Raw genomic sequence first — 23,349 nt, 5'->3', positions numbered from 1 at the left:
GGGCGGGTGGCACGTGGCGGGCTGGACGGCGCCATGTGGCGGCCGGGCGCCGGCGGGGTGTGGCGGGCGGGCCGTGTCCGGCTCAGTCGACCAGGTCCCGTACGACCGCGTCGGCCAGCAGCCGGCCGCGCAGGGTGAGGACGGCGCGCCCGGCAGCGTAAGGGGCGGGCTCCAGAAGGCCGTCCCTTACGGCGCGGGCCGCCGCCTTGGTGCCCGCCGCCGCCAGGATGTCGAGGGGGCAGCCGTCGGCGAGCCGCAGTTCGAGCATGACGCGTTCGACGCGGCGGTCCTCGGCGGTGAGGACCTCCCGGCCCGCCCCGGGGCTGCGACCCTCCGCGAGCGCCTGGGCGTAGGCACCGGGGTGCTTCACGTTCCACCAGCGCACTCCCCCCACGTGGCTGTGCGCGCCGGGGCCCGCGCCCCACCAGTCCGCGCCGGTCCAGTACAGCTCGTTGTGGCGGCAGCGGGCGGCCGGCGTGGTGGCCCAGTTGGAGACCTCGTACCAGGAGAACCCGGCCGCGGCGAGCCGCTCCTGCGCGATCAGGTAGCGGTCGGCGTGGACGTCGTCGTCGGTCATCGGCAGTTCGCCGCGCCGGATCCGGTGGGCCAGCCGCGTGCCCTCCTCCACGATCAGCGCGTACGCCGAGACGTGGTCGGGCCCGGCGCCGATCGCGGCGTCCAGCGAGGCCCGCCAGTCGTCGTCGGACTCCCCCGGGGTGCCGTAGATCAGGTCGAGGTTGACGTGGTCGAACCCGGCCGCGCGCGCCTCGGCCACGCACCGCTCCGGCCTGCCCGGCGTGTGCGTACGCTCCAGCACCCGCAGCACGTGCGGCCGGGCACTTTGCATCCCGAACGACACCCGTGTGAAGCCCGCGGCCCGCAAGCGGTCCAGATAGGCCGGGTCGACCGAGTCCGGGTTCGCCTCGGTGGTCACCTCGGCGCCGGGCGCCAGCCCGAACTCCTCCCGTATCGCCCCGAGCATCCGCCCCAGGTCCTCGGCGGGCAGCAGGGTGGGCGTGCCGCCGCCCACGAACACGGTACGAACCGGCCTCGGGTCGTCGCCGAGCACCTTGCGCGCCAGCCGCACCTCGTCGACCAGCACGTCGGCGTAGTTCTCCCTGGACGCCAGAGCGCCGCCCGAGCCGCGCAGCTCACTGGCCGTATAGGTGTTGAAGTCGCAGTAGCCGCAGCGCGTCGCGCAATAGGGCACGTGCAGGTAGAACCCGAGCGGCCGGCCGGCGGCCCCGTCCAGCGCGTGCGCCGGGAGGGCGCCGTCCGCGGGCACGGGTTCCCCGTCGGGGAGTACGGAAGGCATTACTCCAGTATCGTGCACCGGCGCGCGAGCAGCGGACGGGCGGGCCGGGGCCGGCCGACGACGGGCGGCCGGGCGACGACGAGCGACCGACGACGGGCGGACGGGCGACGACGGGCGGCCGGGCCGGCCGGCGTCACGCCTCCCGCGAGCCCGCGTACATCTCGTCGATGAGCCCGGCGAACTCCCGCTCCACCACCGGCCGCTTCAGCTTCAGGCTCGGGGTCAGGTCGCCGTGCTCGACGTCGAGGTCCCGCGGCAGGACGCGGAACTGCCTGATCTGCTGCCAGCGCTGCAGCCCCTCGTTGAGCCGGTCCACGTAGCCCGACACGAGCTCGCGCACGGCGTCGCCGGTCACGACCTCCTGGTAGGAGCGGCCCTCCAGGCCGTGCTCCTTGGCCCAGCCGAGGATGGCGGGCTCGTCCAGGGCGATCAGCGCGGAGCAGAAGTTGCGGCCGCCGCCGAGGACGATGATGTTGCTCACGAACGGGCACACCGCCTTGAACTGCCCCTCGACCTCGGCGGGCGCGATGTACTTGCCGCCCGAGGTCTTGATCAGGTCCTTCTTGCGGTCGGTGATCTTCAGGAAGCCGTCCGGCGACAGCTCGCCGATGTCGCCGGTGTGGAACCAGCCGTCCGGCTCCAGCACCTCGGCGGTCTGCTCGGGCAGCTTGTGGTAGCCCTGCATGATGCCGGGCCCGCGCAGCAGGATCTCGCCGTCCTCGGCGACCCGCACCTCCAGGCCGGGCAGCGCCTTGCCGACCGTGCCGGTGCGGTACGCCTCGCCGGGGTTGACGAAGCTGGCCGCGCTGGACTCGGTGAGGCCGTAGCCCTCCAGGATGTGGATGCCGGCGCCGGAGAAGAAGTAGCCGATCTCGGGGGCGAGCGCGGCCGAGCCGGAGACGCAGGCGCGCAGCCGCCCGCCGAACGCCTCCCGCAGCTTGGCGTAGACCAGCCGGTCGGCGACCGCGTGCTTGGCGCGCAGGCCGGCCGGCGCCTTGGCGACCCCGGTCAGGCGCATGGTGTTCTGCGTGGTCTTCGCGTACTCGCGGGCGACCTCGGCGGCCCACTGGAAGATCCGGTACCTCGCGGCGCCGCCCTCGCGGGCCCGGGCGGCGACCCCGTTGTAGACCTTCTCGAAGATGCGCGGCACGGCGGCCATGTAGGTGGGCCGAACCACCGGCAGGTTCTCGATGATCTTGTCGACCCGGCCGTCCACGGCGGTGACGTGCCCGACCGCGATGTGCCCGGCGGTGAGCACCTTGCCGAAGACGTGCGCGAGCGGCAGCCACAGGTACTGCACGTCGTTCTCGTCGAGGAGGTCGATCGCCTCGATGGCGCGGGCCATGTACGCCCAGGCGTCGTGCGCCAGGCGGACGCCCTTGGGGCGGCCGGTGGTGCCGGAAGTGTAGATGAGGGTGGCGAGCTGGTCCTTGGTGAGCGAGGCGACGACATCCGTCACGGCGGTGGGGTGCTGCTCCAGATAGGCGACCCCGCGCTTCTCCAGCTCGTCCAGGGACAGCACCCAGCCGTCGCCCGCGTCCACCGCGTCGCCCGGCGCCATGACGACGACGTGGGCCAGTTCGGGCAGCTCGGCGCGGCGCTCGCGGGCCTTGGCGAGCTGGGCGGCGTTCTCGGCGATGAGCACCCGGCTGCCGGAGTCGGCGAGGATGAAGGCGGTCTCCTCGGCGTTGGTGCTCGGGTAGACGGTGGTGGTGGCCGCGCCCGCGCACAGGACGCCCAGGTCGCCCAGGATCCAGTCGACGCTGGTCTCGGCCGCGATGGCGACCCGCTCCTCGGGCCTGACGCCCAGGTCCATCAGGCCGGCCGCGATCGCGTACACCCGCTTCGCCGCCTGCTCCCAGGTGAGCGATTTCCAGCCATCGGGGCCCTCACCGCTCTCGGACGGCACCGGGTGGCGGTACGCCTCGGCGTCCGGGGTCGCGGCCACCCGTTCCAGGAAGAGCGTGGCCACGGAGGGCGGCCGGGTCTCGATCAACGTCTGGGTCTCGCTCACGCCAACCTCCGCGCAGCCAAGGTGTTCTTAACTCACCAGTAACTATCCGTCGGAACAGGGTAGAGGGCGGGCGGCCGGTCCGTAAGGGGGGCAGGCGGCCGCATCCGTACCGTGACCTGGCGGATCCATGGCCCGTACACACATCGGGCCCATGACGCGTACAGGATCTGCACACACCATGGGCCCGATGGCCGGATTCGGCTACTCGTACGGGCAGCGGGGGCCGCCGGCCGTACGCGCGGGCGGGCCGCCGTACGCGCGGGGCGGGGCCGCCGTACGCGCGGGTGGTGCTACTTCTTCGCCTTGGCGTCGCCGCCGTCGGTGTCGGAGGACAGCACCGCGATGAACGCCTCCTGCGGCACCTCCACGCTGCCGACCATCTTCATCCGCTTCTTGCCCTCCTTCTGCTTCTCCAGCAGCTTGCGCTTGCGGGAGATGTCGCCGCCGTAGCACTTGGCGAGGACGTCCTTGCGGATGGCGCGCACGGTCTCGCGGGCGATCACCCGGGAGCCGATGGCGGCCTGGATGGGCACCTCGAAGTTCTGCCGCGGGATGAGTTCGCGCAGCTTGGCGACGAGGCGGACACCGTAGGCGTAGGCCTTGTCCTTGTGGGTGATGGCCGAGAAAGCGTCCACCTTGTCGCCGTGCAGGAGGATGTCGACCTTGACCAGGTCGGCGCTCTGCTCGCCGGTGGGCTCGTAGTCCAGCGAGGCGTAACCGCGGGTCTTCGACTTCAACTGGTCGAAGAAGTCGAAGACGATCTCGGCCAGCGGCAGGGTGTAACGGATCTCCACCCGGTCCTCGGACAGGTAGTCCATGCCCAGCAGCGAGCCGCGCCGGTTCTGGCACAGCTCCATGATCGCGCCGATGAACTCGGTCGGGGCGAGCACGGTCGCCCGCACCACCGGCTCGTACACCTCGGCGATCTTGCCCTCGGGGAACTCGGAGGGGTTGGTGACGCTGTGCTCCGCGCCGTCCTCCATGACCACCCGGTAGACCACGTTGGGCGCGGTGGCGATCAGGTCGAGGCCGAACTCGCGCTCCAGGCGCTCGCGGATCACGTCCAGGTGGAGCAGGCCGAGGAAGCCGCAGCGGAAGCCGAAGCCGAGCGCGGCCGAGGTCTCGGGCTCGTAGACCAGGGCGGCGTCGTTGAGCTGCAGCTTGTCCAGGGCCTCGCGCAGCTCCGGGTAGTCCGAGCCGTCCAGCGGGTACAGCCCCGAGAAGACCATGGGCTTGGGGTCCTTGTAACCGCCGAGCGCGTCGGTGGCTCCGGCGGCCTGGGTGGTGATGGTGTCACCGACCTTGGACTGCCGTACGTCCTTCACCCCGGTGATCAGGTAGCCGACCTCGCCGACGCCCAGGCCGTCGGCCGGGAGCATCTCCGGCGAGTTGGTGCCGATCTCCAGCAGCTCGTGGGTGGCGCCGGTGGACATCATCCTGATGCGCTCGCGCTTGGTGAGCTGTCCGTCGACGACCCGTACGTAGGTGACCACACCGCGGTAGGAGTCGTAGACCGAGTCGAAGATCATCGCGCGGGCGGGGGCGTCCGCGACGCCGACCGGCGCGGGCACGTCCCGTACCACCCGGTCGAGCAGGGCGTCCACGCCCACGCCGGTCTTGGCGGAGACCCTCAGCACGTCGTCGGGGTCGCAGCCGATGAGGTTGGCCAGTTCCTCGGAGAACTTCTCCGGCTGGGCGGCCGGCAGGTCGATCTTGTTCAGCACCGGCACGATGGTGAGGTCGTTCTCCATCGCCAGGTAGAGGTTGGCCAGGGTCTGCGCCTCGATGCCCTGCGCCGCGTCGACCAGCAGGATCGTCCCCTCGCACGCCGCCAGCGAACGAGAGACCTCGTAGGTGAAGTCCACGTGCCCAGGGGTGTCGATCATGTTGAGGATGTGGGTACGCCCCGCCTCAGCGCCCGTGGTCGGCGCCCACGGCAGCCGGACGGCCTGCGACTTGATCGTGATGCCCCGCTCACGCTCGATGTCCATCCGGTCGAGGTACTGGGCGCGCATCTGCCGCTGGTCGACGACGCCGGTGAGCTGCAGCATGCGGTCGGCCAGTGTCGACTTGCCGTGGTCGATGTGGGCGATGATGCAGAAGTTGCGGATCAGCGCCGGGTCGGTACGGCTGGGCTCCGGCACGTGGTGCGGCACATGGGAAGGGATCGCGGGCACGCAGGGTCCAGTTTCTTGAGTTTCTTGAGATTCTTGATTTTCTTGGGATGCTGCTTCTTGCGCGGTTCTGCTTCTTGGGGTGCTGCTTCCGGGCTCTCGGTTCTCGGGGCTCTGCCCGTGTGTCGCCTTCCATAGTCCCATGGAGCGGGCTCCGTGCCGGTTTGGGACGGCCCCCGCGCGGCTGGTAGCCTGGGGCGCTGTGCCTCGTGGCCTCTGACCGAGGTGCCCACCTGGATCGCAGTTACCATCAGTTACCGTAACGAACCTGAGAAGGCTCTTTCGTGGCGAACATCAAGTCCCAGATCAAGCGCAACAAGACCAACGAGAAGGCGCGTCTGCGCAACAAGGCGGTCAAGTCCGAGCTGAAGACGGCGATCCGCCGCACCCGCGAGGCCGTGGCCGCCGGCGACACCGAGAAGGCGACTGCCGCCGCCCGCCTGGCCGCCAAGAAGCTCGACAAGGCCGTGAGCAAGGGCGTCATCCACAAGAACCAGGCCGCCAACAAGAAGTCGGCGCTGGCGCACACGGTCTCCGCGCTGCAGGGCTGAGCCCCGCTCCACCCCTCGTCCGTCCCTTCCCCAGCGAATACGGACCACGGTCCCGTCCCGCCGGCAACCGGAATCAGCGGCCCCTCTACCGCCCGGACCGGCACCGACGAGGACCGGCGCGCCGCACGCGGTCGTTCGCCACGCGTGGTGCGGCGCCTCGGGGAGTACGACATGAACCGCTGTCCGCCCGGGCCTCCCGGGCGGGCAGCGGTTTTTTCAGGTGGGGGTGCAGGGCCGGGCGGTACGGTGGCGGGCCACGACTCGATGGACGCAGATGCCTCACGCGTCCCAATTCCCGGGCACGGTAAGCATGTTGACCCCGGCGCCGCTTACCCTCGGATCATGTCGACGCCGCCTGACCAGCCGAGCGCCTCTCCGTACTCGAACCCGCCGTCCGCGCCCTCCGCACCGCCCGGGCCCCCGGCCCCCGGCGGATACGGCACGCCGGTACCGGCCCAGCACAACCCCTACGCGCAGGACACTCCCTACGGGCCGCAGAGTCCCTACGCCGCCCCCGTGCCGCCCGCGGGCTATCCGCCGCAGCCCGGGGCCGCGGTTCCGGGTGGTGGCGGTTCCGGCGGCGGCCGCGGCGGCGCCGGACGGGCGGTGCTGTGGGCACTGGTCGGGGCCGTGGTGGCCTCCGCCGCCTGGGGCGGCGGGGTACTGCTCCTGCGGTCCGGCTCCACCAAGGCGGACCTGCGCGGCTACACCGTCAAGAGCGACCTGTGCTCGATCGTGGACGAGTCCGCGTTCAGGACGAAGTTCCCGCAGGACGACTCCTCGCCCACGCACTACACCTCCAGGGGTGACGCCCTGGACCAGATGTCGTGCAGCAAGGGCTTGAAGATGACCGGGTCGTCGTACTCCGACTCGTACCTGTCCGTCGAGGTCGACCTGCACAAGAAGACCGACCCGGGGCCCGAGTTCGCCGACGCCTGGCTCGGCTACAAGCAGCACGACTCCACGTACAAGGTCAGCGAGATCAGCGGCTTCGGCGACCAGGCCTACCTGATCACCCAGGACACCGTCGACTCCAGCGGAAGCGGCGACCGCTACGTCACCCTCGCCCTCCGGGACGGCTGGATGACCTACTCCATGTCGTGGAGCGAGTACTCCACCTCCTACGACACCAGCTCGGGCAAGACCCCGCCTTCGGTCAGCGATGTGACGGACTGGGTGAAGACGTCCACGAAGGCGACGCTGGCGAAGCTGAAGTAGTACGGGGCCGGGGGCGCGCGTCCCCGTGTCCGCCGGAGACGAGGGCGTGCCCGCGGCCGCGGCCGGCGGGCACGGTCCGGGCGGAGACGGGGGCCGGGGCCGGGGACGGGAGGGCCGAGGACGGCGGGCGGCGGGCGTCTCAGCCTCGGGCCGGACGGACGGCGGGCGTCTCAGCCTCGGGCGGGGCGGGCGGCTCGGGCGATGGTGACGACGGCCTTCTCCAGGGCGTAGGCCGGGTCCGCTCCCGCGCCCTTGACCGCGGCGTCGGCCTCGGCGACGGCCCGCAGCGCGACGGAGACGCCGTCCGCCGTCCAGCCGCGCATCTGCTGCCGCACCCGGTCCACCTTCCACGGGGGCATGCCGAGGTCGCGGGCCAGCTGGCCGGCGTTCGCGCCGCGCGGGGCCGACGCGAGCCTGCCTATCGCGCGCACCCCGGAGGCCAGGGCGAACGTGATGCCGGGCAGCGGCTGGCCGACCGACAGCGCCCAGCGCAACCGCTCCAGCGCCTCGGCCGCCCGGCCGGTCACGGCCAGGTCGGCCACCTCGAAGCCGGTGGCTTCGGCGCGGCCGGTGTAGTACCTGGCGACGACCGCCACATCGACCGTCCCCTCGGTGTCCGCGACCAACTGGGCACACGCGCTGGCCAGCTCCCGCAGGTCGCTGCCGATGGCGTCGACCAGCGCCTGCGCCGCCTCGGGCGTCACGGACCGGCCCAGGGTACGGAACTCCCCCCGCACGAACGCCAGCCGGTCGCCCGGCTTGGTCATCTTCGGGCAGGCGACCTCCCGTGCCCCCGCCTTCCGCGCGGCCTCCAGCACCGCCTTGCCCTTGGCGCCGCCGGCATGCAGCAGCACCATGGTGATCTCCTCGGCCGGGTCGGCCAGGTACGCCTTCAGCTCCTTGACCGTGTCCGCCGACAGGTCCTGGGCGCCGCGCACCACGATGACCTTGCGCTCGGCGAACAGCGACGGGCTGGTCAGCTCCGCCAGTGTCCCGGGCTGCAGGCCCTCGGGTGGGAGGTCCCGCACGTCCGTGTCCGGGTCGGCGGCCCGGGCGGCGGCCGCCACCTCACGCACGGCACGGTCGAGCAGCAGGTCCTCCTGCCCGACCGCGAGGGTGAGCGGTGCGAGGACGTCGTCTGAAGCGGTCTTCCTGGCCATCGCGGTCCAGCATCCCACGGCGGTACGACACCGCGGCCCGGGGCGGGCCGCGGGCCGGCAGGCCGCGCGCGGGCAGGCCGCAGGCCGGGCGCGGGCAGAGCGGCCGGGCGCCGGCCGACCGCGGCCGCACGTGCTTCGCAGACGCGGGCCGCACACGTGCGGCGCACGTGCCTCGCCGGCACGGGCGGCGGCCGGGACCGGGACAATGGCGGGGTGAGCGACACGACCCACGTACTGGTGCTGCCCGACCGGGACGCGGCCGAGGAGGTCGCGGACCTGCTCGCCGCCCGCTACACCCTCGACGCCGAACCGCGCCTGGTCCGCGACGCCCTCGCCGGCGAGGACGACGCCGAGGACGCGCAATGGCTCGTCGTCGTCGACGACCCGCGGGAGGAACTGATCCCGGAGGAACTGGACGGTCTGGCGGCCGATTTCGAGGGCTGGCTGGAGTAGCCCCATCGATCCGGCCCCGTTTCGCGTTCAGGCCGCTTCCGGTTCGGGCTCGGCAGCCGCGACCTGACCGGGTCCCTCCGCGGCGGCCGGAAGCTCGCGCATCCCCGGTATGGGGGACGGTACGAGCCACAGGACGGACAGTACGCCGCCCACCGTGGCCAGCCACAGCGTCGGACGCAATCCGACTGAGCCGCCGAGCAGGCCGCCGACCAGCGCGCCGAGGGGGCGTATGCCGTAGTTGACGGTGCGGAAGGCGCCGCTGACCCGCGAGCGCAGGGTGCCGGGTATGACGGCGGCCTGCAGCGAGCCGCTGCTTATGTCCAGGAACATCAGCCCGAACCCGGACAGGAACTCGGCGCCGAAGAACGCCGCCACCACCACGGGCTCCGGCCCGCCTGCGAGGGGCACCAGGATCAGGGGGGTCGGGAAGCCCAGGAACCCCAGGACGATGGTCGGACCCACGCCGAGTCGCCGCACCACCCGGCCGGTGACGACCGCGCCCACGACGCCTCCGACCGCCCCCGCGCCCACCGCCAGGCCCAGCGTCCCGGCGCTCAGACCGAGCCGGTCCACCGCGTAGAGGACCACCAGGGTGTGGAAGACGAAGTTGAAGAAGTTCACCGTGGCGCCGGCCGCCAGCAGCGCGCGCACCACCGGGGAACGGGCGATGAACCGCAACCCCGCCGTGAAGTGGCCTTTGTGCCGGGCGACCGCGGGCGGTTCGACGGGGGCGATCCGGCCGAGCTGCCAGGCGGACACCAGGTACGAGGCCGCGTCGGTGAGCAGCGCGAGGGGGGCGGCCAGCAACTGGACGAGCAGACCGCCGGCGCTCGGACCGGCCATGAACGAGAACGCCCTGCTGCCCTTGGTCAGCGACTGCCCCGCCACGTACTTCTCGGGCTCGACCAGCGACACGAACAGCGTGGCGTCGCACACGTCGAACACGACGGCAAGGGTGCCGACGGCGAAAGCCACTACGTACAGTTGCGTCAGCGTCAGCCCACCGCAGGCGTACACCACCGGGATCGTGGCCATCAGCGTGGCCCGGCCGACGTCGGCGGCGATCATGATCCGGCGCCTTCGGCCGCGCCGATCCGCCCAGACGCCCGCCGGCAGCGAGAACAGGAGCGCGGGCAGCAGCCCGGCCACCGACAGCCACCCCATCTGCGCGGCGTCGGCGTGGAGTACGAGAACCGCGACGAGCGGAAGCACCAGGAAAGTCACCTGGTCGCCCAAGCCGGACACGGTCTGACCGGTCCAGTAGCGGCGGAACTGCCGCTGCCGCAGCAACTCCGGCACGCGCGTGCCCACGCCACGGGCCACCGCCCCCGCGTTCATCGCTCCTCCTCGCCGGGCACACCGCCGGGATCCGGCAGAACGTGGCCGACCCGCAGGAACGCCACCCTGCGCGCGCGTTCCGGACGCCGCTCGGGATGCGTTCCCCGGTCCCGGTACCGGGCCACCAGCGCGTCGACGGCCTCGCCCAGCTCGGTCAGCTCCTCCGGCGTGAGGTACAGCACGTGGTCGCTGAACACCTCGGCCTCCTGCCACTCCCGCGGCAGCTCGTGCCTCACCTCCAAGGCTCTGGTCACACGGTGGAAGTGGTTCTCCAGGACGGCGGCCGTCAACGCCTCGGCCGCTTGGGCGACCGCGGGGTCGTCGGAGTGGTTGGGCCAATTCGTGTACTCCGCGGTGGCCCGCCACGGCTTGTCCCGCCCCGGACCGCCCGGGTCGGCCTCCTCCACCAGCCCGTACTTCGCCAGGATCCGCAGGTGGTACGAGCAGCTCGCCACCGACTCCCCGATCGACCGGGCGGCCTGGGTCGCCGTGCACGGCCCCTCCCGCCGCAGCAGCCCCACCAACGTCATCCGGGTCGGGTGAGCGTACGCCCGCAGGGCGCGGGGATCGGTCAGGTGCACCTGGTCCTGCATCGGCTTCTCCACCATGTCTCCCAAGCTAGCTTTCTAAAGAATTCTTTACAAGCATTCCTTTCTAAAGATCCCTCTATATGCCGTGCCGCCCCGCCACGACCGTTCGCATCCCGGCCGGGCCGTCCCCCGCGACGGCGATCGGCCCGTCGATGTCGGTGCGCAGCACAACGGCGCCCAGCGCCCGCAGTTCGGTGACCGTCCGGACCGACGGGTGTCCGTAGGGGTTGCCGGCACCGACGCTGATCAGCGCGAGCCGCGGACGGAGCCGGGCCAGCAGCGCCGGGTCCTGGTACGCGGAACCGTGGTGGGCGACCTTCAGGACGTCGACGCGCGGCAGATCGGGCTCCTGCGACAGCACCTCCTCCTGGGCCGGCGGCTCCAGGTCGCCCATCAGCAGTAGGGTCAGACCGCCCGTGCGGACCAGTAGGGCCACGCTCGCGTCGTTCGGGCCGTCGTCGGGGAGTTCACCGGCGGTGGGCGGCGGCCACAGGACCTGCCAGTCCAGCCGGCCCGACCGGCGCCGCTCCCCCGCCGCTGCGCGCAATACGGGGATCCTGGCCGCTGCCGCCTCCCGCCGCACGCGAGCGGCCTGCGGGGCCGGGTCGTCCAGGACCGTCGTCTCGATCGCGCCCACTCTCCTGCCGCGCAGCACGCCGGGCAGGCCGTCGACGTGGTCGGCGTGAAAGTGGGTGAGGATCAGCAACGGGATCGTCCTCACCCCCAGCTTTCGTAAACAGCGGTCGACCGGCGCGGGGTCGGGTCCGGTGTCGACCACCACCGCCGCCCCCGGGCCGGAGGACAGGACGAGGGCGTCTCCCTGGCCGACGTCGCACATCGCGAAGCGCCAACCGGCGGGCGGCCATCCCGCAACCGGCCTCGGCAACGGCACCGGGCGCATCAGCCCGACCAGCAGGACCAGCGCGCACACCGCCACCAGCCAGGGCCGCCGCAGCGAAGTAACAAGCCGCCCGCCGCAGACCGCCGCGGCGGCCGTGAACACCGCGAGCAGTGCGGCTCCCCGCCACCCGCCCGGCCAGCCGATGACCGCGCCCGGCAGCGCCGCCCCGTTCCGTGCGACAGCCGCGATCCACATCGTCGGCCCGGCGGCGAGCCACCCGAGGGCACGGGCGGCGATCAGCGACACAGGGGCACAGACCAGCGCCGCGAACCCGAGGACCGTGGCCGCGCCGACCGCGGGCTCCGCCAGCAGGTTGCACGGAACGGCGACCAGGCTGAGGTGCGCCGACAGCAGCACGATCACAGGGCCGCACACCGCTTGGGCGGCCTCGGCCGCCGCCAGCGCCTCAGCGGGCCTCGGCCGCATTCCGCGTGCCCGCAGCGCCGCGCTCCAGCGCGGTGCCAGCGTCAGCAGGGAACCGGTCGCCAGCACGGACAGGGCGAACCCGTAGGAGCGGGCCAGATCCGGGTCGTACAGCACCAGGGCGATCACCGCCGCCGCGAGCGCCGGCAGCAGCGAACGGCGGCGGCCCGTACCGATCGCCAGCAATGTGATCAAGCCGCATGCCGCGGCCCTCAGCACGCTGGGGCCCGGACGGCACACGAGGACGAAGGCGGCCGTCACGGTCCCGCCCACAACAGCGGTCCACCGCAGGGAGAGTCCCAGGGCGGCGGCCATGCCATGGCGTTCGACCAGTGTCGCCGTGCCCGCCGGTCCGATCAGGAGCACCAGGACGATGGTCAGGTTCGCGCCCGAGACCGCGGTCAGATGCGCCAGGTCGGTCGCTTTGAAGTCCTCCTTCAGATCCGCTGGCAGGGCGCTCGTGTCCCCCACCACCAGGCCGGGCAGGAGGGCCCGGGCATCGCGGGGCAAAGGCGCCGCGGCCAGACGCAGTCCCGACCGCAGGCGCGCGGCGAACCGCTGGTAGGCACTCGGCGCCGCGACCACGTTCGGCGACCCCTGGGTCCGCAGCAGGAGCGGCGGGGCCAGGCGCGCGTGCACCTCGACTCTGGTCGACGGGACCAGTGCCAGCCACGCGCCCGTCCGGCCCTGGGCGAACACCGTGACCGGCGTACGGATCCGGTTGGTCCCCACCTTTTCGGCCACCGCCGGTACGACCACGGTCGGCGGCGCCGCCACCGCGCCCATCACACGGGGCCGCAGTTCGAACGGGTCGCCCGTCACACGCACTTCCACCTCCGCGGTGGCCCGCGCCTGAGCCATCGCGGGCAACGGCCCTCTGCGCAGATCGGCCCCCTTCATCACGGCTGCCGCCGCGCCCGCCGCCGCGCACAACAGGGCCGCGGCGGCCGCAAGCGCGAGACCCCTGCGGCGTCCCAGCAGTACGGCTGCCAGCGCCACGACGGCTCCCACCGCGGCCAGGGCCCGGAAGGGGCCGAACCGCGGCGCCATCGCCGCGGCCCCCCACACCGCCAGCGCCGGCCCCACCAACCGCCAATCGGGCGGCCCTTCCTGACGCGGATGCGACGCCCCGAGGGGTGAGGCTGCAGCCGCGTGCACCGTCGCCCGCTCGCCGCCGACCCGCCGGTCATGGCCGGGGCCGTGCGGGGTGGGCAGGTGAGGGCCGCCGCCCCGGCCGCCCTCACCGGGCCCGTGCCAGTGGTTGCCGTCCTGACCGGGCCCGTCGTGTCGGCCGTGCCCGCTTAGCCGACCGTGCCGGCTGTCCTGGCCCGGACGCCCGTGACGCGTGCCCGCCCGCGCGGGCCTCAGCCAGGGTTGGGTGCCCTGGCCTCCGGGCGAACCCGATGTGCCGGGCCGAGCGGGTGCATGCGCTGCCGTACGGGGTGCCGGCGCACCACTCTCCGTCCCAGGACGGTGCTCGGGGCGAGGGTTCGCCGCAGCCCGCGGCGGGGTGGCGGCCCGTCGGCGGGGGCCCGCGGGAGGACGGCCGGGGCGGGGGCGGGAGGGACGGCCGGTCATGGGTGCACCAGGGATTTGAGCGTGGAGAACTTACGATCTCCGATGCCTGGCACTTGGCGGAGTTGCTGGAGGGAGGTGAAGGGACCGTGCTGGGCGCGGAAGGCGAGGATGTGCTGGGCGAGGACGGGGCCGACCCCGGGCAAGGCGTCGAGTTGGGCGACGCCGGCCGTGTTCAGGTCGAGCGGCGCGGAGGCAGCGGACCCGTCCGGGAGCGCCGCGGGGTCGTCCGGGGCGGGCGCGGGTGCGGCGACACCGACGAGGATCTGTTCGCCGTCCGCGAGGGGGCGCGCGAGGTTGAGCGTGGTGGTGTTGGCGCCGGGAAGTGGCCCGCCCGCTGCGGCCAAGGCGTCGGCGACTCGGGAACCCTTGGGAAGGTGGCGCAGGCCCGGCCGGGCCACCTTTCCCGCGACATCCACGGTGAGTTGGGCGGGCAGAGCCGGCGCCGCGGAACGGACCCGGACGGGGGCGGGCACGGGCGGCGGCACACGCACGGTTCGGGGCCGCCCGGTCCAGTAGTGGTGGAAGCCCAGGCCCGTGGCCACGACGAGGACCACGGCGAGTGCCAGCACTGTCCTCGGCTCCAAGCCGCAGCGCACGTACAACCATGCACGCAGCCGTCCCAGACGTGTACCGCTGGACGCGGGCGCGTCCGGCAGCGGCGACGGCCCTGGGCCTTGTCCCGGCCGGGCCGGTGCGTGCGGTGTCGGGTGTAAGGCAGTGATGTCCAGCCACTTGCCGCTGCCGCCGAGACCCGCTGCCGTCCGCCCCGCGGGGACGGCGGCCGGGCGGGCGGGGGCAGGCGTCCCCCCGGCGGGGGCATGGGCGCGGGGAGGGACACCCCGCCTCCCGGTCGGGGCTCGATCGGGATGCTGCGGCACGGCCGCGCCCGTCGTCCCGCCGCCGACGCGATGACCGTCGGTGACTGTCTTGGCCGGTGCGCGAAGCCACATCCGTGGATCCGGTGGGTGCGGGGGGCCGAAAACGGCTTCCGCCCGGGCACGGGTGTGCGCCACGGCCGCCTCCCGCGACGCGCGGGCACGACTCGGTCTGACAACGGTCGTGATCGCCCTGGCAGTTGCGGCACGACGAGCCCCGAAGGCCTGAATGGTCGATGAGTCCGATGTGTTCATGGACTCGATGATGGCCCGCGCGGACCGGCCGGAACGATCTTGATCGAAATCTGTGGACAACTCGGCGGTTGTGGATAACTCGATCACTCTCGAGAGTGAGTTCGATGCCGATCGCGTGTCACGCTGTGTGATCGGTGGCACGCTGTCCATGCCGGCTCAGTGGGGCGAGACCACCACTCCGAGCAGACCAGGGCCGGCGTGGGCGCCGATCACGGCCCCCACTTCACTCACAACGAGCGTGGACAGACCTGGCACACGCTCGCGCAGGCGGTCGGCGAGAGTGCCGGCGCGATCGGGGGAGGCGAGATGGTGCACGGCGAGTGCGACCCGGCGGGTGCCGGACTGTTCGACGACGACCTCTTCGAGGCGGGCGAGGGCCTTGGAGGCGGTGCGGACCTTCTCGAGCAGTTCGATGCGCCCGTCGGCGAGCCGGAGCAGCGGCTTCACCGCGAGAGCGGAGCCGAACAGGGCCTGCGCCGCGCCGATCCGTCCGCCGCGGCGGAGGTAGTCGAGCGTGTCGACGTAGAAAAAGGCCGAGGTGTCGGCCGCGCGCTTCTCGGCCGCGGCGACGATCTCGTCGGGGGTGCCGCCTGCCTCCGCGGTCTCGGCGGCGGCCAGGACGGTGAAACCGAGGGCCATGGCGACCATTCCGGTGTCGACAACGCGCACCGGGACTGGCGCGGAGCGGGCGGCGACGGTGGCCGCGTCGTACGTACCGGAGAAGTCGGAGGACAGATGGAGGGAGACGATGGCCTCGGCACCGGACGCCGCGGCCGCCTGGTAGGCGGTGGCGAACTCGGCGGGAGCGGGCCGGGAAGTGGTGACGGGGCGCCGTCGCTGCAAGGCCCGGGCCACGGCGGGCGCGGAGATCTCGGTGCCCTCCTCGAAGGCTTCGTCGCCGATCACCACGGTGAGCGGGACCACGCTGATGCCGTGGCGCAGGAGCGCGTCCTGCCCCAGGTAGGCCGTGGAGTCCGTGACGATGGCGACGTGCGGGGACATGTGCGGGAGGTTACCCGGCAGGTCGGCCGGGCGACACTCCGGGCTCGTCCGCGCCGCGCGGTCGGCCGCTTCGGAGCCGGCGCCGTTGCGGTCTGCGCGAGTCGGGAACAGCCGTGTCCCGGCGGCGGATCCTTCGGCCCGGTCTGCCGCTGCGGGGCGGCCGTCGGCGCATCGGCTCCCTGCCGCGGGCCAGGTCGGGGATCACTCCGCCGGCGGTTCCGGCTCCGGAAGTCTTTCGGCCTGAGAGGGCGCGCCCGCCGGGCCGGGGCTCTTTCGAAGGCGTGGGGCCGGTTCCGGGCCGGGATCGGCGGCGGCCGCCGGCGTCCAGTGCCGCAGGGCGTCCGCTTCGAGCTCAATGTCGCGGCTGAGAGCGGTGAGTTCGTCGTCGGCGAAGCGGCGGGCGCGGTCGTGGGCGGCCCAGCGCAGGGAGTCGGCGGCGCGGGTGATGCGGTGGGCCCGTTCGGTGAGAGCGGGAAGGCGTTCGGCGAGGCGGGTACGGTCGGGCTCGCGTTCGAGGAGCTTCAGCTCGGAGTCGAGTGCGCGGGCCTGGTCGTTGAGGCGGCCGAACAGCGCGACGGCCTCGGAGAGGGAGGGGTCCTCACCGTGGCCGGCCTCAAGGGCTGCGGAGGTGCCGTCGATGGAGGCGCGCAGGTCCAGGCGCAACTGGGCGAGTGTCGCAGCGGGGCCGATGACCGTGTAGCGGCGTGCGCGGAGCCGGCTGTCCTCGACCACGCGGCGGGCCTGCGCGGTGCTTCGAGCGACGGTGAGTCTCACCCTGCGCACGGTACGGACCGTCGCCACCGTTGCCAGGACGACGAAGGCGAGGAAGAGGACGAGCACAAGCACAGCGCCGATCTCCACAGACGACTCCTCCGGTCTCGCGGCGCCCGCGGGCACCGAACCGTCCCGTGCGTCACATCCACCGTAACCGCAAAGGGGCAGGCTCCGGGATCCGGCGGATCCCCGAACCTGCCCCTAGGGACCGGTGCCCCGCTACCGCTGTCAGACCACCACGTTCACCAGCTTGGGCGCCCGGACGATCACCTTGCGGACCGGTGCGCCGCCCACTGCCTCGACTACGGCGGGGTCGGCCAGTGCCAGGGCCTCCAGGTCGGTGTCGGAGACGTTCGGCGGAACCTCCAGGCGGGCCTTGACCTTGCCCTTGACCTGGACGACGCAGGTGACCGTCTCGTCCTGGACGTAGGCGGGGTCGGCGACGGGGAAGGCGGTGTGCGCCAGGGAGCCGGTGTGGCCCAGCCGGGCCCACAGCTCCTCGGCGAAGTGCGGGGCCAGCGGGGCGATCAGCAGGACCAGCGGCTCGGCGACGGCGCGCGGGACGGCGCCGCCGGACCGGGTCAGGTGGTTGTTCAGCTCGGTGATCTTGGCGATGGCCGTGTTGAAGCGCATCCCGGCCATGTCACCGGTGACCCCGTCGATCGCCTTGTGCAGCGCGCGCAGTGTGTCCTCGTCCGGTTCGGCGTCGGTAACGGTGACCGCGCCGGTCCGCTCGTCCACGATGTTCCGCCACATGCGCTGCAGCAGTCGGTACTGGCCGACGACCGCGCGGGTGTCCCAGGGCCGGGACACGTCCAGCGGGCCCATGGCCATCTCGTACAGCCGCAGCGTGTCGGCGCCGTACTCGGCGCACATCTCGTCGGGCGTGACGGCGTTCTTCAGCGACTTGCCCATCTTGCCCAGCAGCCGGGAGACCTGCTGGCCCTGGAAGTAGTAGCGGCCGTCCAGCTCCTCCACCTCGACGGCGGGCACGGCGATCCCGCGCGCGTCACGGTAGACGTACGCCTGGATCATGCCCTGGTTGTACAGCCTGTGGAACGGCTCGAAGGACGAGATGTGACCCAGGTCGTACAGCACCTTGTGCCAGAAGCGGGCGTACAGCAGGTGCAGTACGGCATGCTCGGCGCCGCCGACGTACAGGTCGACGCCGCCTGCCGGCTGTCCCTCGCGCGGCCCCATCCAGTACGACTCGGCCTGCGGCGAGACGACGCGCTCGGTGTTGTGGGGGTCCAGGTAGCGCAGCTCGTACCAGCAGGAGCCGGCCCAGTTGGGCATGGTGTTGGTCTCGCGCCGGTAGCGCTTCGGCCCGTCGCCCAGGTCCAGTTCCACGTCGACCCAGGCCTCGTTGCGCGACAGCGGGGTCTCCGGGGAGGTGTCGGCGTCATCCGGGTCGAAGGTGCGGGGGCTGTAGTCGTCGACCTCGGGCAGTTCGACGGGCAGCATCGAGTCGGGCAGGGCGTGCGCCACGCCGTCCTCGTCGTAAACGATCGGGAAGGGCTCGCCCCAGTACCGCTGGCGGCTGAACAGCCAGTCGCGCAGACGGTAGTTGACGGTGCCCTCGCCGATGCCCCGCTCGGCCAGCCAGGCGGTGACGGCGGCCTTGGCCTCGACCACGCCCAGGCCGTCCAGCGAGATCTCGGCGGACGCCGAGTTGACGATCTTCGCGTCGTAGGAGACGAAGGCGTCGTCCCAGGTCTCCGGGTCGGTGCCGCGTCCGTCGGTGGGCTCGACCACGCACCGCATGGGCAGCTCGAAGGCGCGGGCGAAGGCGAAGTCACGGGTGTCGTGCGCCGGCACGGCCATGATCGCGCCGGTGCCGTAGCCCATCAGTACGTAGTCGGCGATGAAGACCGGGACGGGCTCGCCGCTGACCGGGTTGACGGCGAAGGCACCGGTGAACACGCCGGTCTTGTCCTTGGCCTCGGCCTGCCGCTCGACGTCGGACTTGGCGGCGGCCTGCTTGCGGTAGGCGGCGACGGCGTCGGAGGGAGTGGCGTGGCCGCCGGTCCACACCTCGTGCGTGCCGGCCGGCCAGGCGGCGGGCACGATGGTGTCGACCAGCTCGTGCTCGGGGGCCAGCACCATGTAGGTGGCGCCGAACAGGGTGTCCTGGCGGGTGGTGAAGATCGTGATCGCGTGCTCGCCGTCGGCGGCGCCGTGCACCGGGAACTCCACCCGGGCGCCCTCGCTGCGGCCGATCCAGTTGCGCTGCTGCAGCTTGATCGCCTCGGGCCAGTCCAGCTCGTCCAGATCGGACAGCAGCCGGTCGGCGTACGCCGTGATGCGCATCATCCACTGGCGCAGGTTGGCCTTGAAGACGGGGAAATTGCCGCGCTCGGAGCGTCCCTCGGCGGTGACCTCCTCGTTGGCCAGGACGGTGCCCAGGCCGGGGCACCAGTTCACCGGGGACTGGGAGGTGTACGCCAGGCGGTACCCGCTCAGCACGTCGGCACGCTCGGCCTCGGTCAGCCCGGCCCAGGGCCGGCCGTCCGGGGTGCGCCGGGTACCGGCCTCGAATTCGGCGATCAGCTCGCCGATCGGGCGGGCCTTGCCAGCGGCGGCGTCGTACCAGGCGTTGTAGATCTGCAGGAAGATCCACTGGGTCCAGCGGTAGTACTCGGGGTCGATCGTGGCGAAGGAGCGGCGGCGGTCGTGGCCCAGACCCAGTTGACGCAGTTGCCGCTTCATGGTGGCCATGTTGGCCTCGGTGGAGACCCGCGGGTGGGTGCCGGTCTGGACGGCGTACTGCTCGGCGGGCAGGCCGAAGGCGTCGAAGCCCAGGGTGTGCAGCACGTTGTGGCCGGTCATCCGCAGGAAGCGGGCGAAGACGTCCGTGGCGATGTAGCCCAGGGGGTGGCCGACGTGCAGTCCCGCGCCCGAGGGGTACGGGAACATGTCCATGATGAACTTCTTGGGCCGGACGGCCAGCTCGGGGTCGCCGTCCAGTTCTCCGCTCGGGTTGGGCGCGGCAAAGGTGCCGTGCTCCTCCCAGTAGTCCTGCCAGCGGCCCTCGATCTCCGCGGCCAGCTCGGCCGTGTAGCGATGGGGCGCAGCCGTCTCGGCGGCCGGGGTGGTGTCGCTCATCGTCCTCGGTACTCCATCGATGTCGTGACGGCTGCGGCTGTGAGCCCGCGCCGGCATACCTGGTCAGCGGCCCTTTCGGAAACAAAAAAGCCCCTCGCGCAGGAGGGGTGCCGCACTGACGTGGTTCGTGGTCAGCGCGGCTCGCTAAGCAGGAGGCTCACAGCTCGCATGACCTCAGGTTACCGCAGCGCCGGGGCGTGCCGCACCGAGGATCGCCCGCCCCGGCGGAGGGCCGGGCACCGGATCGCTCCGGTGACCGGCCCTCTCGCTCAGGTCCTGCCCGCCGCCGGTGGCGGGGCTGTGCCGGGCGTCGCCGCGCGGCACAGCCCCGCCGTTCGGTCAGCGCCGGCCGTAGGCCTGGACGTAGTGACTGGTGGGCGTGCCGACACCCGTCACGTCGTCGTAGCCGCGGGTGGCGACGAGCGAGGCGTCACGCCCGAGCACCCGCAGGGAGGTGATGGTGCCGTTGTCCGCGTTCTCGCCGTTGGCGTAGTCGACCCGGACCTCGGACAGCGTCTGCCGGCCGTAGGGGTGGTCGGTCACGTCGTGGTACGCGGGGGTGCCGTACCGGGCGTAGATGAGCGGGTTCGCGAAGCCGATCGGCAGACCGCCTCGCGCCTGCTGGGTCAAGGCCTGGACGGCGGCGATCACCGGCGCCGCCAGCGAGGTGCCGCCGATGCGGTACTCGCCGTACTTGACGGACCCGTCGAGGAACGTCTGGGTCTGTCCGACCAGGAAGCCGGTGTTCGGGTCGGCCACCGCGGCGATGTCGGGCTCGACGCGCTGCTTGGTCGTGCCGCCGTTGGCCAGCGACAGCGAGTCCGGCACGATGCCGCGCTGGTAGGACGGCTGTGCGTACATCTTGCTGGTGCCGCCGCCGGCGCCCGAGGTGTAGGCGGGGGTGGCCCAGCTCTTGCCGTCGGGCGCGAGCACGCCCTTCTGGGTGCCCCAGCCGGTCTCGAACTCGTACTTGTCGTGCTTGCCGACCGCCAGCGAGGTGCCGCCGACGGAGGTGGCCCACGGCGAGTTCCCGGGGGTGTCGACCTGCTTCGTACCGGAGGAGGCGACGTTGTCGCCGCTGTCGCCGGAGGAGAAGTAGAAGCCGATGCCCTGGGCCGCGCCGATCTGGAAGACCTGGTCGTAGGCGGCCGCGATGTCCGGCGTCTCGTTCTGCTCGATGTCGCCCCAGGAGTTGGAGACGATGTCGGCGAGGTGGTGGTCGACGACCTTGCTGAGGGCGTCGAGCAGGTCGTTGTCGTTGCAGGAGGCCCCGCCGACGTACACGATGCCCGCGTCGGGCGCCACGGCGTGCACGGCCTCGACGTCGAGGGTCTCCTCGCCGTACCAGCCGGACGCGTCGCAGGCGTCGGTGGAGTTGTAGTCCTTGGGCAGCACCTGGCGCAACTGGCCGTGCTTGTAGGGCTTGTCGCCGTGCCGCGCGGCGTACGTGGCGGCGTCGTCGGCGATCGTCGGCGAGGCGTAGGCGTCGGTGATCGCCACCTTCACGCCCTTGCCGGTGTAGCGGCCGGCGCCGTAGGCGGCACGCAGCTGCTCACCGGTGTAGCCCCTGATCGCGTACGGCGCCTGGATGCCGAACGCGGACGGCAGGCTGGGGTTGACGTTCGAGCCGTAGTACGAGGAGAACGGCCCGGCGTTGACGAATGCCGCGCCGGGAGGCGGCAGCGTGTCGTCGTGGTGGGACAGCTTCGGGGAGTTGTCCAGACCGGTGACGGTGAGCACCGCGCCGTGCACGGAGGCCGGCGCGGAGGCCGTGCTCGCCGGGGCGTGGTAGACGTGGCCGCCCTTGGTGAAGTTGTGGAGCTGGGTGCCGAACGCCTTTTCGGCGGCGGCGACATCACCGGTGACGGTGATGTAGTGCCGGTTGGTGCCGGTCACCTTCAGGCCGGAGGACTTCAGCCAGGAGGTGACCGCGGCTATCTGAGCCTTGGTGGCACCGAACCGGGACTGTGCCTGAGCGGCCGTCAAGTAGTGACCGTAGGAAGCCGAACTCGGGTCCGACACGTTCCGGGCGAACGCCGCGAGGCCCTTGGCGTCCTTGCCCGCCAGGTAGACCCGGAGCGTCACCTTGCCCGAGCGGGCCGCGGCACCCTTGTCCGCCTTCGCGGTCGCCCATGCGGGCCTGGTACCGGCGAGCAGTTGGCGCGCGGGCTGGTCGGCCGACGCGGACTGGCTGCCAAGCGCGAGCGCGCCGGCGACCAGTGGCAGCGCGGCGGCCGCCACCAGTGCCGTGCGCGTTCTTCTGCGCTCGAATCTCATGTAACCCCCATGCGAAGCGAATTGTCGCGTGAGCTGTGCTGCGCGGTTGCGCCGCGGTTGCCGCTGTGCGTTGGCGCTGTGGCGTTGCTGTGCATTGACGCTCCGCGTTGCCGCTATGCGTACGGCAGGCACCGCAGAGCGATACTCTTTCGCCGATCAGTTCATGCCAGGGGCATGAAATCACCAAGAGAAGGTCAAGGAACCGTAGAGAAGCGGGCTTTGACAACTCACCGTGACAGCGGACGGTCAAAGCCGATCGTGGCCCGGTCCATGGCGGCCGGCCCGTGATCGGCCCGGCCACGGACCCTACCCGAAGGCGCGGAGGTAAGCGTAGGGGCTGCTTCCGGTCGGACGCTCGGAGCGGTCACGGAAGGCGGTGGGGGAACCGAATCCGACCTGGACGGCCATGCGTTCGACCGGCAGGTCGGGCGTCCCCAGCAGGTGCCGAACCTTGCCGGTCCGGGTCCGGTGCGGCCACCGCTGCGGCGTGGTGCCGTGCGGCCACCACGGCGGCATGGTGGCGCGGTCCGGTCTCGGCACCGGCACATGTCCTGATGATCGGTCGCCCGGGATCCGGTACGGGAGCGTGACACCAGCGGCCCGGTCGGACCCCGGCCCGACCCGTCGGGGGGACCCGCGTACGCACCACCGCCGACCGCCGGATGCCGCGTGCGCTCGGCCCGGAGTGCGCGGAACGCCCAGGACCGGATCACCCGATGCGCCGAGCCGCAGTGCGCGATGCGTCCAACCGCGAGTACCCGCATGACGGCGACGCCCTCGTCCCACGGACCGCACGACCCCGACGTCCCGCACCCACGGCCTCGGCCACGGCCACGGGTCAAAAATGGAGTGCGGCTGGCGAAGCTCGCAGCGCGCCGACGCGACCCGGGCGGGGAACGGCGAGGGCGGGGCGGTCCGCGTTGTCCGCGGACCGCCTCGCCCTCGCACTCGTGGAGCTACGGGGATTCGAACCCCGGACCTCTTGCATGCCATGCAAGCGCTCTACCAACTGAGCTATAGCCCCGCGTGGTGTCGGCCCGTGGGGCGGGCGACTCGGGACACTTTACACGGCCCCGGGGCCGGTGAGGCAAATCGATTGCGGCTGCGGCAAGGCGACGACCTCGGGGTTCGGGCCCGGATGGGCGGAAACGGCCGGACAACGGGCGCCGCCCGCCGCCGCGCGAACCGGGCCGGCCCGAGGGGCCGTCAGGCCCGGTGGCCGACGGTCCCGAAGGCCGAGGGCAAGGCCACGGCCCGGGCCAAGGCTGAGGCTGAGGACCGGGACCTGTCGCCCGCACCCGAAGCCGGGGTGGGCCGGAAAGGAAGCCCGGGAGGGGACGAGAAGG

General features: G+C 72.3%; 16 protein-coding genes and 1 tRNA gene. 3 read left to right on the top strand and 14 right to left on the bottom strand.

The annotated features are described in order from the left end of the window. Positions 1-82: 82 nt before the first annotated feature. From hemW to lepA, 3 genes are all read right to left on the bottom strand, one after another. Complete coding sequence (gene hemW, locus K7G61_RS01655) at positions 83-1,315, bottom strand: radical SAM family heme chaperone HemW (RefSeq protein WP_225844652.1); 1,233 nt, start codon at positions 1,313-1,315, stop codon at positions 83-85. Positions 1,316-1,448: 133 nt separating this feature from the next. Next, a complete protein-coding gene (locus tag K7G61_RS01650) occupies positions 1,449-3,329 on the bottom strand; it encodes a long-chain fatty acid--CoA ligase (protein WP_225844651.1) in 1,881 nt (626 codons plus the stop codon). Positions 3,330-3,619: 290 nt separating this feature from the next. Then, positions 3,620-5,506: a translation elongation factor 4 gene (gene lepA / locus K7G61_RS01645; protein WP_225844650.1), complete on the bottom strand. Its 1,887-nt coding sequence runs from the start codon at positions 5,504-5,506 to the stop codon at positions 3,620-3,622. A 281-nt stretch (positions 5,507-5,787) separates the two neighbouring features. Here lepA and rpsT point away from each other — a divergent pair, with 281 nt between their 5' ends. Together rpsT and K7G61_RS01635 are read left to right on the top strand one after the other, a co-directional pair. Continuing rightward, positions 5,788-6,054: a 30S ribosomal protein S20 gene (gene rpsT / locus K7G61_RS01640; RefSeq protein WP_225844649.1), complete on the top strand. Its 267-nt coding sequence runs from the start codon at positions 5,788-5,790 to the stop codon at positions 6,052-6,054. A 342-nt stretch (positions 6,055-6,396) separates the two neighbouring features. Beyond that, the gene (locus K7G61_RS01635) at positions 6,397-7,272 is read left to right on the top strand and encodes a hypothetical protein (protein ID WP_225844648.1); all 876 of its coding nucleotides are present in this window, start codon (positions 6,397-6,399) and stop codon (positions 7,270-7,272) included. Positions 7,273-7,442: 170 nt separating this feature from the next. Here the strand turns inward: K7G61_RS01635 and holA are convergent, their stop codons facing one another. Then, on the bottom strand, positions 7,443-8,432 hold the full coding sequence (holA, locus tag K7G61_RS01630) for a DNA polymerase III subunit delta (RefSeq protein WP_225844647.1): 990 nt from the start codon (positions 8,430-8,432) through the stop codon (positions 7,443-7,445). Between the two features lie 213 nt (positions 8,433-8,645). Here holA and K7G61_RS01625 point away from each other — a divergent pair, with 213 nt between their 5' ends. After that, complete coding sequence (locus K7G61_RS01625) at positions 8,646-8,885, top strand: hypothetical protein (protein ID WP_225844646.1); 240 nt, start codon at positions 8,646-8,648, stop codon at positions 8,883-8,885. 27 nt (positions 8,886-8,912) lie between these two features. On the opposite strand, the gene K7G61_RS01620 is transcribed toward K7G61_RS01625, so the two are convergent. From K7G61_RS01620 to K7G61_RS01575, 10 genes are all read right to left on the bottom strand, one after another. Continuing rightward, on the bottom strand, positions 8,913-10,223 hold the full coding sequence (locus K7G61_RS01620) for an MFS transporter (RefSeq protein ID WP_225844645.1): 1,311 nt from the start codon (positions 10,221-10,223) through the stop codon (positions 8,913-8,915). After that, positions 10,220-10,831: a helix-turn-helix domain-containing protein gene (locus tag K7G61_RS01615; protein ID WP_225844644.1), complete on the bottom strand. Its 612-nt coding sequence runs from the start codon at positions 10,829-10,831 to the stop codon at positions 10,220-10,222. The genes K7G61_RS01620 and K7G61_RS01615 overlap by 4 nt, the downstream gene beginning before the upstream one ends. Before the next feature lie 58 nt (positions 10,832-10,889). After that, positions 10,890-13,226 carry a ComEC/Rec2 family competence protein gene (locus K7G61_RS01610; RefSeq protein ID WP_374204019.1) on the bottom strand — a complete coding sequence of 779 codons (2,337 nt, stop codon included), beginning with the start codon at positions 13,224-13,226 and terminating at the stop codon, positions 10,890-10,892. 485 nt (positions 13,227-13,711) lie between these two features. After that, positions 13,712-14,284, bottom strand: a complete 573-nt coding sequence (locus K7G61_RS01605; RefSeq protein WP_225844642.1) for a ComEA family DNA-binding protein — start codon at positions 14,282-14,284, stop codon at positions 13,712-13,714. Between the two features lie 717 nt (positions 14,285-15,001). After that, entirely contained in the window at positions 15,002-15,847 is an 846-nt protein-coding gene (locus K7G61_RS01600) for a DegV family protein (protein ID WP_225844641.1), read from the bottom strand. A gap of 201 nt (positions 15,848-16,048) precedes the next feature. Beyond that, the gene (locus tag K7G61_RS01595) at positions 16,049-16,708 is read right to left on the bottom strand and encodes a hypothetical protein (protein WP_225844640.1); all 660 of its coding nucleotides are present in this window, start codon (positions 16,706-16,708) and stop codon (positions 16,049-16,051) included. Between the two features lie 141 nt (positions 16,709-16,849). Beyond that, a complete protein-coding gene (gene leuS / locus K7G61_RS01590) occupies positions 16,850-19,726 on the bottom strand; it encodes a leucine--tRNA ligase (RefSeq protein WP_225844639.1) in 2,877 nt (958 codons plus the stop codon). Positions 19,727-20,065: 339 nt separating this feature from the next. After that, entirely contained in the window at positions 20,066-22,003 is a 1,938-nt protein-coding gene (locus K7G61_RS01585) for a protease pro-enzyme activation domain-containing protein (protein WP_225844638.1), read from the bottom strand. Positions 22,004-22,309: 306 nt separating this feature from the next. Continuing rightward, on the bottom strand, positions 22,310-22,543 hold the full coding sequence (locus K7G61_RS01580; RefSeq protein WP_308190567.1) for a helix-turn-helix domain-containing protein: 234 nt from the start codon (positions 22,541-22,543) through the stop codon (positions 22,310-22,312). A 411-nt stretch (positions 22,544-22,954) separates the two neighbouring features. Beyond that, positions 22,955-23,027, bottom strand: a tRNA-Ala gene (locus K7G61_RS01575). Between the last annotated feature and the right edge of the window lie 322 nt (positions 23,028-23,349).

Source organism: Streptomyces sp. HPF1205, assembly GCF_020400825.1.
GTDB lineage: Bacteria > Actinomycetota > Actinomycetes > Streptomycetales > Streptomycetaceae > Actinacidiphila.
Note: the sequence above shows the minus strand (reverse complement) of the source record. Positions and strands in the feature narration are given on the sequence as shown.